General features: G+C 68.6%; 14 protein-coding genes. 1 reads left to right on the top strand and 13 read right to left on the bottom strand.

Annotated elements, in window-relative coordinates; genetic code table 11:
• Positions 1–39 precede the first annotated feature (39 nt).
• The 13 genes from accB to D7X74_RS44205 form a co-directional block, all read right to left on the bottom strand.
• Positions 40–624: an acetyl-CoA carboxylase biotin carboxyl carrier protein gene (gene accB / locus D7X74_RS14275; protein ID WP_120533503.1), complete on the bottom strand. Its 585-nt coding sequence runs from the start codon at positions 622–624 to the stop codon at positions 40–42.
• Between the two features lie 42 nt (positions 625–666).
• On the bottom strand, positions 667–1,248 hold the full coding sequence (gene efp, locus D7X74_RS14270) for an elongation factor P (protein ID WP_120533502.1): 582 nt from the start codon (positions 1,246–1,248) through the stop codon (positions 667–669).
• A gap of 140 nt (positions 1,249–1,388) precedes the next feature.
• Positions 1,389–1,751: a hypothetical protein gene (locus D7X74_RS14265; protein ID WP_120533513.1), complete on the bottom strand. Its 363-nt coding sequence runs from the start codon at positions 1,749–1,751 to the stop codon at positions 1,389–1,391.
• 33 nt (positions 1,752–1,784) lie between these two features.
• Positions 1,785–2,444, bottom strand: a complete 660-nt coding sequence (locus D7X74_RS14260) for a hypothetical protein (protein ID WP_120533501.1) — start codon at positions 2,442–2,444, stop codon at positions 1,785–1,787.
• 32 nt (positions 2,445–2,476) lie between these two features.
• Positions 2,477–5,287, bottom strand: coding sequence for a type IV pilus secretin PilQ (gene pilQ, locus D7X74_RS14255; RefSeq protein WP_120533500.1), 2,811 nt, complete (start codon positions 5,285–5,287; stop codon positions 2,477–2,479).
• Positions 5,288–5,342: 55 nt separating this feature from the next.
• The gene (locus tag D7X74_RS14250; RefSeq protein ID WP_199732732.1) at positions 5,343–5,906 is read right to left on the bottom strand and encodes a pilus assembly protein PilP; all 564 of its coding nucleotides are present in this window, start codon (positions 5,904–5,906) and stop codon (positions 5,343–5,345) included.
• Between the two features lie 44 nt (positions 5,907–5,950).
• Positions 5,951–6,577: a type 4a pilus biogenesis protein PilO gene (locus D7X74_RS14245; RefSeq protein ID WP_120533498.1), complete on the bottom strand. Its 627-nt coding sequence runs from the start codon at positions 6,575–6,577 to the stop codon at positions 5,951–5,953.
• A 24-nt stretch (positions 6,578–6,601) separates the two neighbouring features.
• A complete protein-coding gene (locus tag D7X74_RS14240; protein WP_120533497.1) occupies positions 6,602–7,285 on the bottom strand; it encodes a PilN domain-containing protein in 684 nt (227 codons plus the stop codon).
• Between the two features lie 29 nt (positions 7,286–7,314).
• Entirely contained in the window at positions 7,315–8,397 is a 1,083-nt protein-coding gene (pilM, locus tag D7X74_RS14235) for a type IV pilus assembly protein PilM (RefSeq protein WP_120533496.1), read from the bottom strand.
• A gap of 247 nt (positions 8,398–8,644) precedes the next feature.
• Entirely contained in the window at positions 8,645–10,057 is a 1,413-nt protein-coding gene (locus D7X74_RS14230; RefSeq protein ID WP_120533495.1) for a sigma-54 dependent transcriptional regulator, read from the bottom strand.
• Positions 10,058–10,098: 41 nt separating this feature from the next.
• Entirely contained in the window at positions 10,099–11,217 is a 1,119-nt protein-coding gene (locus D7X74_RS14225; protein ID WP_120533494.1) for a sensor histidine kinase, read from the bottom strand.
• A gap of 22 nt (positions 11,218–11,239) precedes the next feature.
• Positions 11,240–12,268, bottom strand: a complete 1,029-nt coding sequence (locus D7X74_RS14220; RefSeq protein WP_120533493.1) for an A24 family peptidase — start codon at positions 12,266–12,268, stop codon at positions 11,240–11,242.
• A 13-nt stretch (positions 12,269–12,281) separates the two neighbouring features.
• Positions 12,282–12,467 (bottom strand): hypothetical protein, encoded by a 186-nt coding sequence (locus D7X74_RS44205; protein ID WP_147446567.1) that lies wholly within the window; start codon positions 12,465–12,467, stop codon positions 12,282–12,284.
• A 31-nt stretch (positions 12,468–12,498) separates the two neighbouring features.
• On the opposite strand from D7X74_RS44205, the gene D7X74_RS14215 reads away from it, so the two are divergent.
• Positions 12,499–13,128 carry a type IV pilin protein gene (locus D7X74_RS14215; RefSeq protein WP_120533492.1) on the top strand — a complete coding sequence of 210 codons (630 nt, stop codon included), beginning with the start codon at positions 12,499–12,501 and terminating at the stop codon, positions 13,126–13,128.
• Positions 13,129–13,364 lie beyond the last annotated feature (236 nt).

The raw sequence follows: 13,364 nt of genomic DNA, 5'->3' as shown, positions 1-13,364 counted from the left end.
CGGCCCCAGTTCGGGCCGGACGCACCTTCAACAACGGGCTCAGGCCGGCTCGATGCGGAACAGCGCCTGGCCGAACTCCACCGGGCGACCGTTCTCCACGAGGACCTCGGCGATCCTGCCGGAGACCTCGGATTCGATTTCGTTCATCAACTTCATCGCTTCGACAATGCAGAGCACCTGCCCCTTGCGCACCACCGACCCGGCGTCCACGAACGCGGGCTGGTCCGGCGCGGGGGTCCGGTAGAACGTCCCCACGAAGGGGCTGGTCACCAGGTGGCCCGGCTTCTCCGCCGGCTTCTCCGGGGCCACCGCCGCGGGGGACGCGGACGCTGCGGGCGCGGACGCACGGGGCGCGGGCGCGGCGTACTCCACCGGCGGCGCCACCGTCACGCCGGGCCCCGAGGACCCGGTGTGGTGCACGATGGTCGTCTCCGGCGCGTGACCGCGGCGGATGTAGAGCTTCTCCGGACCCCGCGTCCACACCAGCCGGGTGACGTCCGAGGCCTCCAGGATCTCCACGATCTGCCGCAGGGCCTCCACGTCCAGGGACGTGGTGCCCGCGTCACGCCCGGACGCCGCGCTCGCGGGCGTGGCCGGCCGGGTTGCCTTGCGCTTCGTTGCCATTCCAGACCCCTCCGGGTGTCGACAGGTGAAGACGGACGGTGACTAGCCCGCCGTGGACACGCGGGTGAGGTACTTGCCACCTTCGCGCGTGTCGATCTTCAGCACGTCGCCCTCGTTGATGAACAGGGGAACGTTGACCGTGAAGCCGGTCTCCATCGTGGCGGGCTTCATCGCGCCGGACACGGTGTCGCCGCGCACGCCCGGATCGCACTTGGTGACCTTCAGGTCCACCGAGTTCGGCAGGCCCACGGAGATGGCCTTCCCGTTGTAGTAGAGCACCTCGACCGGGGTGTTCTCCTTCAGGAAGTTCTTCGTGTCCCCGAGCACCTTCGCCGTGATGAAGGTCTGCTCGAAGGTCTTCTTCTCCATGAAGTAGTACTCGTCGCCCGTGGAGTAGAGGAACTCCATGTCCTTCTGCTCGATGTCGGGCAGACCCACCTTGTCACCGGACTTCATGGTGGGCTCCAGCATGCGGCCGGAGATGAGGCTGCGGATCTTGGTCCGCACGAACGCGGAGCCCTTGCCCGGCTTCACGTGCTGGAAGTACTCGATCACGAACGGCTCGCCGTCGATCTCGATCTTCAAACCATTGCGGAACTCGGACGTATCGACAAAACCGGCCATGGGGACCGACTCCTTCGGACAGACAAAAACGATGAAAAGTCCGGGGTGTCTAGCCCATGCCCTGAGTCCTGCAAAGGGGAAAGCAGCGGCACGGTGCGTCGCCGGGCAGGCAGGACGGCCCCTGCCCGGACGACTGTCCGCTACAGCTCCGCCTTCACATTCGGCGCCGTCACGCGCAGGACGTAACGGCCCTTGCCGAAGTTGCCGTCCGCGCGCAGCGCCAGCACCAGGAAGTAGTCCGGCGTCAGCAGGCGCATCACGGTGAGGACCTTCTCGCTGTTGACGCTCACTTCCGTGACCGTGCCCGTCTTGAGGGACTCGGCCGCGTTCTTCAGCTGCGTCAGCAGGTTGGCGTACTCCACCCAGGTGCCCGTGACGTCCAGCTCCGCGGCCTCGTCCTTCTGGAACGTGTCCACGGAGATGCCGTCGAAGCCCATCACGCTGCACGCGAGGGCTCCGTCCACCTGGTTCACCACCGATTCAAGGTGCGTGCGAAAGGACATGGTCATCCCAGGCGGGCGGCGAGCGCCCGCGGGTCAGATGCAGGTGGGGTAGTTGCCGTCCTGACCACCGGAGGAACCACACGGGGCCACCGGCTCCGCGACCGTTCCCGGAGCGCAGGCGGGAATGCCCTGGTCCTGGTTGAAGGCCCGGAAGGTGTAGACGTAATCGTTCGACTCGAACGAGCCGCTGCCCGCCGCGTAGCGGCCCGTCAGCTTGATGGTGACGGTCACCTGCACCGGTTCGCCCCCGGGGGAGACCGCGTCCAGCAGGGCCTCCGCGGACTCCTGGGTCAGCAGGCTGAGCACCAGCCGGTTCTGCTCCGAGCCGGGGTTGAGGGACGCCGTGTAGTTGATCGTCTGGTCGGGGATCCGGACGTTCGGCGTCGTCTCATACGACAGCTCCACCGTCTCCACGATGGCCGTGCCCTGCCCACCCGTGGTGGGCTCCGGATCCAACGGGGCGCCGTTCACCTCCAGCGGGGTGTTGGTGTAGCTGGAGTTGACGAACAGCCCCAGCACATAGCTTTGACCGTAGGCCAGGTTGAGCGACCCGGCCGCACGGGAGGCCGAGTCATCATCGAGCGAGCACTCCGCGCTCGGGACCTGGCTGGAGAGGATTTGAATGACCGGCGGGCTTTCGGAGCACCCGCACAGGCCCAGCGCCAGGGACGCCGCGACAAACAAGGGCTTCATTGGAATGAGTCTCCCAATCAGGCGGCAGGCCTCTAGAGGCTCTGCGCGATGGTCTGCCGGTTGAGGATGCGGGGCGTGATGAAGATGAGCAGTTCCTGGCGCTCATCGGTCTCGGAGGTGCTCCGGAAGAAGAAGCCCAGCACGGGGATCTTCGACAGGAAGGGCACCGAGTCCCTGGAGGTGCTGCCCCGGCGCACGTAGATGCCACCGATGACGGTGGTATCGCCGTCCTTCACCAGGACCTGCGTGTTGGCCTCCTTGCGCTGGATGGACGGCTGTCCGTTGGCGCCCGTGTTGGACGGGTCCGGCTGGTTGTTCTGGGCCTGGATGGACATGAGGATGCTGCCGTCCTGCGTGATGTGCGGCGTGACTTCCAGGGACAGACGCGCTTCGACGAAGGTGGTGTTCACGCCGCTCGCCGACGTCTGGCTGAACGGGATGGACAGACCCTGGCTGATGCGGGCCGTGTTGTTGTCCAGCGTCGTGACCTTGGGCGACGAGATGGTCTTCACCGCGCCCTCCGTCTCCGCCGCCGACAGGCGCAGGTTGAGCTGGAGCGCGCCGCCCGCGGAACCGAAGGCGAAGCCCATGGCACCACCGATGCCCTGGCCCACGGCCGCCGGCAGGTTCACCGCGAAGTTGGGCGTCGCCGGGAGGCCCGGAGCCGCGCCCGAAGAGCCACCCGTCACGCCGACGGTGCTGGGGAAGATGAGGCCGGTGGGGTTGCCGGTCGCCGGCGACAGGCGCGCCTGACCGCCCCACTGCACGCCCAGGTTGCGGCTGAAGGTGGTGCTCGCCTCCACGATGCGGCTCTCGATGAGCACCTGCGGCGTCTGCGTGTCCAGGCTGCGCACCAGGGCGCGCGCCTTCTCCGTGTTGGAGCGGATGTCCTTGATGATGAGCACGTTGGTGCGCGTGTCCACCGTCACCGAGCCACGGTCGCTGAGCACGTCCTTCACCCGCGACGACATGTCACCGGCCACCGCGTAGTTCACCGGCACCAGGCTGACCAGCAGGTCCTCCTGCTGCTGCAGGGACTTCTTGCGCTCCTGGCGCAGCCGCGCCTCCTCTTCCAGCGTCTTCAAGGGCGCGATGCGGATGATGTTGCCCACCTGCTCCTGGCCCAGCTGCTTGGTGCGCAGGATGAGATCCAGCGCCTGGTCCCAGGGAACATTGCGCAGGCGGATGGTCACGCGGCCCGACACGTCGTCGGCCACGACGATGTTGCGCTTGGAGATCTCCGCGATGACGCGCAGCAGGTTCTGGATCTCGATGTCCTTGAACTCGAAGGACACGCGCTTGCCACGGTAGCGCGCCTGCTGGGGCGCGCCCTCCGCCGCGTACGCCGGGGCCTCGGCCGTGAAGCCGGCGGTGCGCTGGGTGACCGCCACCTCCTCCGTCTTCACGCCCTGCACGTCCAGCCGCCAGCTCAGGGTGTTGGCACCCTGGGTGACGTTCTCCTCGATGGCGCCGTCGGCGGCGACCACCACGCGCACCTTGCGGCCCTCACCGGGGACGCTGAAGGCGCTGATCATCTTCACCGGCGTGTCCAGCGCGCTGGTGTCCAGGCTGCGCTCCAGCTTCTTGGGCAGCCGCGCGTTGTCCAGCGTCAGCACCGCGCTGCGCGGATCCGGCCGGTCCACCTTCCACGTCGTCGCGCCGGACAGCTTCAGCTGCACGCGGCCACCGGAGGCGCTCTCGTCGAAGGACAGGTCCTTGACCTCCACCACCTGGGGCTGCGGGGCCGCCTGGGCCACGACGGCCGGCGCGGGCTGCGGCTTCGCCGCCTCCACGGGCAGCGGCTGCGGGCGCAGGGGTTCGGTCTCCGCCACCGCGTCGCGGGACGTGGAGGGCTTCGGCTTGCGCGCCACCGCGGCGCCCAGCACCACCTCCAGGCCGCGCTCGGAGCGGTCCACGCGGTAGGCGGGCATGTCGCCCTTGGCCACGAGGACCAGGCGCACCTTGTCCTCATGGGCGCCCACGCGCACGTCCTTGAGCAGGGAGCCCTTCACCTTGGGCGCCTTCGCGCTCAGGCCCACGCCGTAGACGTCCACGGCGAGGCGGGGGGGATCCACCAGCTCCAGGACCTCGTAGCGCGCGATGTCGCCATCGGTGCCCACGCGCAGCGCGTCGCCGTCCAGGGACAGCCGGGTGATGCGCTGGGCCGGGTGGGCCACCTCGCGCTCATCCGCCTCCGTGGCGACCACGTTCTCGCGGCCCGGCGCCTGGGACGGAGCGGCCTTGGCGGCAGCGCCCTCCTCCGGCACCACGGCCACCATCGCCTCCACGACGGGAGCGGGCGCGGCCTTCACCGGCGCGGGCTTCGGCGCGGCGGCGACCGCCACCGGCTCCGCGGGCTTCGGCGCGGCGGCCACCGGCTCGGCCGGCTTCGGCGTCGCGGGTGCCTGGGCGGTCACGGCGGCGGGGGCCACCGGGGAGCCGTCCACGGAGATGACGACGCGGTTGCCCTCGGCGCGCACGTCGTACTGGGACGCCTGGTCGAGCGCCACCAGCACGCGGCCCACGCTGGCGCGGGCGTCGGAGAACTGGGCGGCCACCACGCCGGACACCGGACCGGTGCCGTCATGGTGTCCCTTGATGCCCGTGGCATCCGCGGACGACAGGTCCACCACCAGCCGCTCCGGCCCACTGAGCCGGAAGACGGTGAAGGTAGGCGGCCGGGTCCCGGTCACCACGACCTGGGCACCCGCTCCCGTCCGCGACACCTGCAGGTCGCGCAGCGTATTCAGATCCGCGCCGTACACCTTGGCGCTTGCCAGGACGACCGCCCATGCGGTCGCCATGATCCACTTGCCCCTCGTCACAGCGCTCTGCTCGAGCATGCGTCCCCTCAACAAGTTGGTAGCGGGCGACTGCCCGCGGGCGCGCCGTGGGGCGCTACTCCCAGTTCTTGCCCGTCATCAGGTTGTAGGCGGGGTCCTTTACGCCATCTGCCTTGAGGTGCAGGCTCACCGGATTGCTGATGAGCTCGCCCTTGGCACCCGTGAAGACCTCGGTGACGGTGACCGAGTCCCGGAGGATCTGGGTCACCTTACCGCCCTGGCGCCCCACCCGGGTGTTACGCCGGACGATGTGGCCCCGGCCCAGCGGATCCTCCACCATCGCCAGCGGACTGGCGTCCCCCGTCACGACCGCCACCAGCTTGAGCTGGTCGAGGTCGAACACGCACAGGGGTTCGTTGCAGGCGCGCTCCGGTGCATCCCGCGCCACCGGTCCCAGCTCCTCCAGCGGACTCCGGAACGGATCCCGCTTGCCCACGGGACTGTAGGTGTAGACGAATCCTGGCACCGTCGACACCTCCGCCTTCACCGTCACCGGTGCCACGGCGGGGGCCGCGGCCTTGGGTTTGGCGGAGGCATTGCTGGCCTTGGGCGTCTCCCCACAGGCAGACAGGGTCAGCACCAGCACCGCAGCAGTCATCGTGGACTTGAACGTCTTCATCCGCGTCATCCCTTGTCGCCCCAGTTGCAGGGCGGATCAAGTTTCTAGTTTTTCTTCTTCTCTGCGGTCTTCTTCTTGGGGTCGACGGCGACGGCCTTCGGATCGACGAAGCGGAACGTGGTGGCCAGGAAGCTGCTCTGGAGGACCACCTTCTCGTTCTTCAGCGTCGCCCCATCCAACTTGATGTTGTTGACGTTCACGATGCGGCGCATGTTCGCCATCTCCTGCAGGAACATGGCGATCTCGTGGTAGTTGCCGCTCACCGTCATCTTGATGGGGATGCGCGCGAAGAACTCGCCGCCGCTGACGTACTCCTTGTCAGGCTCCACGCGGGCGATCTCCAGTCCGGACTTCTTGCCGATGTCGTTGATCTGCGCGAGCAGCTCTTCCATGTCGCGCCGCTCCGGCAGCTCCGTGAGGGCCTCCGCCAGCTTCTGCTCCAGCACGTCCATCTCGCGGCGGCGCTCATTGAGGTTCTGGGCGATCTCGCTCTTCTCCGCGAGCTCCAGGTCCAGCTTGCGGCGCTCCGCCGCCCGGGCGGTGATGGCCTCTTCCGTCGGCTGGATGGCGAAGAAGAAGTTGGCGACGGTCAGGATGACGACGAGTGCCGCGAGTCCGCCGAACTTCACCGCCGGCGGGGCCTTCGCGAGCTGATCCAGGTATTTGTCCATGACGTGGGGGTCCTTCGCCGCCTGCTAGATGGCGTAGTTGGCGGTGAGGGTGAGCTTGAAGTCGACGAGCGTGGGCGCGCCGGGCGTGTTCGCCGCCTTGGCCTGCACCGCGTTGGTCAGTTCGATGTTCTTGAAGAACGGCCGGATGTCCGCCACGGGGAACTCCTCCACGGAGGCGGTCTCCGTGTTGAAGAGCTCCACGCGGGACGTCTGGGCATCCCGGCGCTGCTCCACCAGGCGCCCCATGCCCTTGGGCGTCCACACCATGCCGCCCAGGCCGCGCATCAGCTCCGCGACCTCGTCGTGGCTGACGGCCGACCCGTTGATGGTGACGTTGTTGGAGGCCTCCACGAAGGTCTTGAGCCAGACCTTCTTGGGGAGGGCGGACGACAGCGCGTCCAGCATGCGCACCGGCCCGTTGCGGCCCTTGCGCAGCGTGTCCAGCACGGCGAGCTTCTTCTCCACCTCGGTCTTGCGGGTGTTGATGTTGGTCACCTCTCCGATGACCTTCTCCAGCTCCGCGATCTTCGCCTTCGTCTGGGCGATGCCCTGCTTGGCGCGCGTGAGGTCGCCATCGCGATCCGCGTACCAGAAGTAGTTGCCCACCACCGCGGCGATCAGGACCGCGGCGTAGATGACCAGCACCTGCTGGCCCATCTCGCGCTTCTTCACCGCCCGGACGGGCAGCAGATTGATTCGAATCATCATGTGCGTCATCTCCTCGCGGCCAGAGCGGTTCAGCCCAGCTTGTCGCCCGGGCGCCGGAGCGCCAGTCCCACTGCCACCGCGGCCATGGGTGCCACGTCCATGATGAACGCGGGGTCGAACTTGCGGTTGTCCACTTCAATCTTCCGGAACGGGTTGAGGATCTCCACCGGCACGCCGGTCCGCGCCTCGATGGTCTTGAACAGGGCGGGAATCTTCGCGGTGCCACCGGACAGGTAGACCTTGGTGAAGTTCGAGTCCGCGGCGGTGCCCGCGTAGAAGTCCAGCGAGCGCTGGATTTCACCGGCAACCTGCTCCGCCACGCTGGAGAGCACCCGCTCCACGTCCTGGGGCACCACGGCGTCCGCGTCCGCGCGGTTGCCGCCGATCTTCAGCGCCTCCGCCTCCTCGTAGGAGACGTTGAGCTGCTTCTGGATCTCCTCGGTGAACTGGTTGCCACCGATGGTCACGTCGCGGGTGAACACCGTCACGCCGTTGGCGATGATGTTGATGTTCACCACGGAGGCGCCGGCGTTGATGAGGACGACGGTCTCCTTCTCCGGCAGCTCGTAGTTCGTGGAGAACATGTTCTGGACGGCGAACGCGTCCACGTCCACCACCACCGGCGCCAGTCCCGCTTCGGAGACCACGGTGGTGTAGTCGTTGATCATGTCCTTCTTGGCGGCCACCAGCAGCACGTCCATCTGACCGGTGGCGTCGTTGCCGCCGCCGTCGAGGATCTGCGTGTCGATGTTCACGTCCTTCACGTCGAAGGGGATGTACTGCTCCGCCTCCCACTGGATGCTCTCCTCGAGCTCTTCCTGGCTCATGCGGGGCATCTGGATCTTCTTGATGATGACCGAGTGGCCGGACACGCCGATGGCGACGTCCTTGCCCTTCACCTTCAGCTCCGCCATCAGCTCCTGCACCGCCTGCACGATGGCCGTGGAGTTCATCAGGGCGCCGTCGACGATGGCTTCAGGAGGCAGCGGTTTCATTCCGAAGCTCTGCAGGGCGTAGCCCACTTCACCGCGCTTGCGCTGCTCCTTGAGCATGATCATCTTGATCGACGTCGACCCGATATCCAGCCCAAGTGCCAGTTTGCCCTTCGCCATGCGTAACTCCATCGGAGAGGCGGCCAGCGTAGCACCGGCTTGATACCCCTCCTAAAAAGTGCTTGGCGCCCGGCCGCCCATCGGACGGGGGAGCGCCGCAAAGACCGACGACAGCCGCTCGCCCCCTGACGTACCACCGCGGAGGCCCGATTTTCCGGCCCCGGCCGCGTTCCGTCAAATGGCGGCGGAGGATTCCTGCCAGGTCGGGTCGCCTGCTGGCCCCTCCCCTGCCCTTCAAGTCCCTCCTTCAGGTCCGGAGTGCCTCCGCGTCGGGATCAATGCCGTACTCCTTGATCTTGTACAGAAGCGCGCGGTGGCTGATGTCCAGGACCTCCGCCGCCCGGGTGCGATTGCCCTTCGTGCGACGAAGCGCTGCCCGGATGTAGGACTCCTCCAGCTCCCGGATGGCCCGCTTGAGCGACAGGTCGCCTGTGGCCTGTAGCGGCGCGACCGCCCCGGCGGCCGCGGGTGCGGAAGCCGCCCACAGCTTCTCCGGCAGGCTGCCAGGCGCGATCAGGATTCCCTCCTCCAGCAGCACCGCGCGCTCCATGGCGTTCTCCAGCTCGCGCACGTTGCCCGGCCAGGCGTAGGCCGTGAGCAGGGCCTCCGCCTCCGGGGTGAAGCCCTGCACCGGAGGGTCCCGGTTGAGCTCGCGGTTGAAGCGCCCCAGGAAGGAGCGGGCGAGCAGCGGGATGTCCTCGCGGCGCTCGCGCAGGGGCGGCAGGGCGAGGTTCACGACGTTGAGGCGGTAGTAGAGGTCCTCGCGGAACTCACCCTTCTCCACCAGCCGGCCCAGGTCGCGCAGCGTGGCGGCCACCACGCGCACGTCCACGCGCTCCACGCGGCTTTCGCCCACCGGGCGGATCTCCCCCTCCTGCAGCACGCGCAGGAGCTTCACCTGCGCGCCCAGGGGCAGCTCGCCCACCTCGTCGAGGAAGAGCGTGCCGCCGTCAGCCTCCGCGAACAGGCCCCGGCGGGCGGTGCGCGCGTCGGTGAAGGCGCCCTTGGCGTGGCCGAACAGCTCGCTCTCCAGGAGGCCGTGGGGGATGGCGCCGCAGTTCACGGCCACGAAGGCCATGGCGGAGCGGCGGCTCTTGCCGTGCAGCTCGCGCGCGATGAGCTCCTTGCCGGTGCCGCTCTCCCCGGAGATGAGCACGGTGGTGTCCACCGGGGCCACGCGCGCCACCTGCTTGAGCACCGCCTGGAGCGCGGCGCTCTCCCCCAGGATGTGCCCCAGGGACGCGCCGGGAAGGTGGGCCTCGTGCAGGCGCCGGTTCTCCCGCAGCAGCCGCTCGCGCTCCTCCGCCTTGCGCAGGACGAAGACAATCTCCTCCGGCTTGAAGGGCTTCTGGACGTAGTCGTACGCCCCCGCCTGCACCGCCTCCAGCGCCTGCTCCTGCGAACCGTAGGCGCTCATCACCACCACGGTGAGGCCCGGCTGGTCCACGAGCGCCGCGCGCAGCACCGACAGCCCGTCGCGCTTCGGCATGCGCACGTCGCACAGGAGGACGTCGTAGGCGCGCGCGGACAGCTCGCGCAGGGCCTCTTCGCCGTCGGCGACGGCGCGCACCTCGTAGCCCTTGTCGGTGAGCACCAGGGTGAGGATGTGGCGGATGGACGGCTCGTCGTCGGCGACGAGAACGGTGCGGAAGAGGGACATGGGGGTGGGCGCATCATACGCCCCACCCGCCCCAGCGCGTATCAGACGGCGGGAAGCGACAGCCGGAAGCAAGCGCCGCCCCCCGCGCCGTCACGGGCCTCCAGCCGGCCGCCCATGCCCTGCGCCAGGTTCAACGACACCGCGAGCCCCAGGCCGGTGCCCTGCCGTCCCTTGGTGGTGAAGAACGGTTCGAAGAGGTGCGCGCGCACCTCCGGCGACAGGCCCGGACCGCTGTCCTCCACCTCCACGAACAGGAGCGCGTCCTCGCGCCGGGTGGAGATGCGCACCTGCCCCTGGCCGCCCATGGCCTGCGCGGCGTTGAGCATCAGGTTGATGAGGATCTGCGACAGGGGCCCTGGATCCGCGCGCGCCAGCAGGCCGGGCGTCACGGCCAGCGTCACGTCCACGCGGTCCAGCTCCGGGCCGGCGCGCACCAGGCGCACGCACGTCTCCACCACCTGCCCCACGTCCACCGGCACCGGCTGTGCGCTGCCGGGGCGCCCCAGGTCCAGCAGGCCCCGCACGATGCGGTCGATGCGCAGGACCTCGTGGTCGATGCGCTCCAGGAAGTCCTTCACCTCCGGCCCTTCCGCCTTCATGCGCGCCAGGGAGAGGTAGCCCAGGATGCCCGCCAGCGGGTTGCCCACCTCGTGCGCCACGCCCGCGGCCAGCTTTCCCACGGTGGCCAGCCGCTCCGAGGCGACCAGCTCCGTCTGCGCCCGCGCGAGCCGGGAGTTCGCCTCGCGCAGCGCCTCCAGCTGCGAGCGCGTGAGGGCCTGCTCCTGGCGCAGCGCCTCCGCCATGCGCTGCAGCGCGCGCTGGATGCGCGACAGCAGCGGTCCGCCCTGCCCCGCCAGCGGCACGTCCAGTTGCAGCCGGCCCAGCTGCTCCACGGCGGCCTCGGTGGCGCGCAGCGGGCGGCCCACCGTGAGGTCCAACACGACGTAGGCCAGCACCGTCAGCACCACCAGGTCCAGGCCCAGCGCCAGGGGCAGGAAGGTGCGGATGCGCGACAGGCCTTCCGCCTCCGGCGTCCCGGGGTCCGCCAGCCGCCGCGCCACGTCCAGCAGGCGGATCAACACCGGTTGCAGCGTGAGCCAGGACAGGCCCGTGGACAGCGAGCCCAGCAGGAAGGCCACGCTCGCGATGCGCCACTTCATCCGCGCACCGGCGACACGCGCCTCACTGCGTCCCCCCGAGCATCATCGCGACCTCCACCGGAAACACACGGGAGAGCCACGGCCCCAGCAGCAGGATCTCCAGCCCCGCCAGCGCCAGCCACGGACCGAACGGGATGTTGGTGGCCTCCGGCTCCCACTGCTCCTCGCCCGTCTCCTCATCCAGCGTCACATCCGGGATGTCCTGGAAGAGCAGGCACGGAATCACCAGCGCCACCCGCTTCCACCAGGGCAGTCCGGGCTTCGTGAACTCCCACGTCATCGTGGACGGGGGCTCCTCCGCCTCCTCCTCGGAAGAGGCCTTGGACGGATCCACCTTCTCCTCCTCGCCGCGGGGGCCTGCCCGGCCGGTGAGGGCGAGCATCACCACGCCCACGACGGCGCCCTGGAACGACGAGAAGAAGAGGATGCCGAGCAGCGACTGCCAGCCGAGGAACGCGCCCAGGAGCGCGACGAGGAACTTGTCCCCGCCGCCCAGCGCCTCCTTCTTGAAGACCTTCCAGCCCACGTACTCCATGAAGCGGAAGGTGAGGAAGCCCACCGACGCGCCCACCACCGCGTTCACCACCGCGTCCTGGCCCAGGGGAATGGCCAGCACGATGCCCGCCACGATGCCCGGCACGGTGAGCGACAAGGGCAGGATCCAGTGCTCCAGATCAATGAAGGTGAGCGGCACCAGCAGGCAGACGAGCACCAGCGCGGGCACGAGCGGATACGCCCAGTCGAAGCGCTTGAGGCACGCGAGGAACAAGAGGCCCGTGAGCAGCTCCACCAGGACGTAGCGCGGGGAGATGGGCATGCCGCACCCACGGCACTTCCCGCGCAGGCCCAGCCACGACAGCACGGGGATGTTCTCGTACCAGGACAGCACGTGCCCGCACTTCGGGCAGCGCGACCCCGGCCGCACGATGCTCAGCCCTTCCGGCACGCGCGCGATGACGACATTGAGGAAGGAGCCGAAGCACAGGCCCAGGAAGAACAGGAAGAGGATGAAGAGGGGCTCGGCCCAGCCCGGCGCGTAGGTGAACGTCACGGAGCCGGGAATCCTACCCGCCGCTCATGTCACTGGCGACTTCGTGGCGGACGACGAAAACCGTCAGCGTCAGTGACAAAAATTGGCAGGCCAGCAGGCGTGCCGCGCCTGAGGTGGGCTGCCCTTTGAGGGAATCCGAGCGGTTGGCCGGATTGTTCGCGGTGGCACTCTTCGTGCTAAGAGTTCGCACGTCGTTCAACCCCCCTCTGCCTGCCGCGGAGTTCCCAAACATGATGAACCGTCTCTTCCGGAAGAAGGGTGGCTTCACCCTGATCGAGCTGATGATCGTGGTCGCCATCATCGGCATCCTGGCCGCCATCGCCATCCCGAACTTCATCCGCTTCCAGGCGAAGTCCAAGCAGTCGGAGGCGAAGACGAACCTGAAGGCCATCTTCACGGCCCAGAAGGCGTACTTCGGTGAGAAGGACAAGTACCAGGTGAACTTCACGGTCATCGGGTTCGATCCCGAGGCCGGCAACCGCTACAGCTACGGCCTGGCGACGGGCTGCGCCGCCGCGGTGGACGCGACCCAGACGGCCCGCCGCGCTGGCGCCACCCTCGGCTGCATCGGCCAGGACGCGCTGAAGTTCCCCGCGCCTCCCGCCGCCGCGGACGCGGTCAACAACGTGGGCGTGAACCCCACCATCGATGACTGCCCGAACTGCTTCTTCAGCGCCACGGCGATCGGCAACGTCGACAACGATCCCGAAGGCGACACGTGGGGCATCACGTCCGCCACGGTCGCTGGTGAGGCCGTCGTCCAGGCCCCCTGCGGCATCGACGAGGACACGCCGAACGGCCTGAACCTGGTCGCGGGCGAGCCCACGAACGCGTTCAACGACGTGAGCTGCGGCGGTTAATTCGCTGCACGCCGTGCAAGCCTGCCGGGCCCGCTTCATTTGATTCACCGAAGCGGCTCGGCGTGGCACAATCAACGGGGCGCCCGGGCATTTCGGGCGTCCCGTTGTCGTTTCGTGAGGCCATGCGAAAGCCGCCCCTGCTGCGATTCGTTCCGGGACTGCTGCTGGTAGCCCTCCTGTCCGCGCCGCCCGTCCCCCCGCGCAGACAAGGCGGCGCGGACAGGAGGGCTACCAGC

It is taken from the genome of Corallococcus sp. CA047B (assembly GCF_003612065.1).
Lineage (GTDB): Bacteria > Myxococcota > Myxococcia > Myxococcales > Myxococcaceae > Corallococcus > Corallococcus praedator.
Note: the sequence above shows the minus strand (reverse complement) of the source record. Positions and strands in the feature narration are given on the sequence as shown.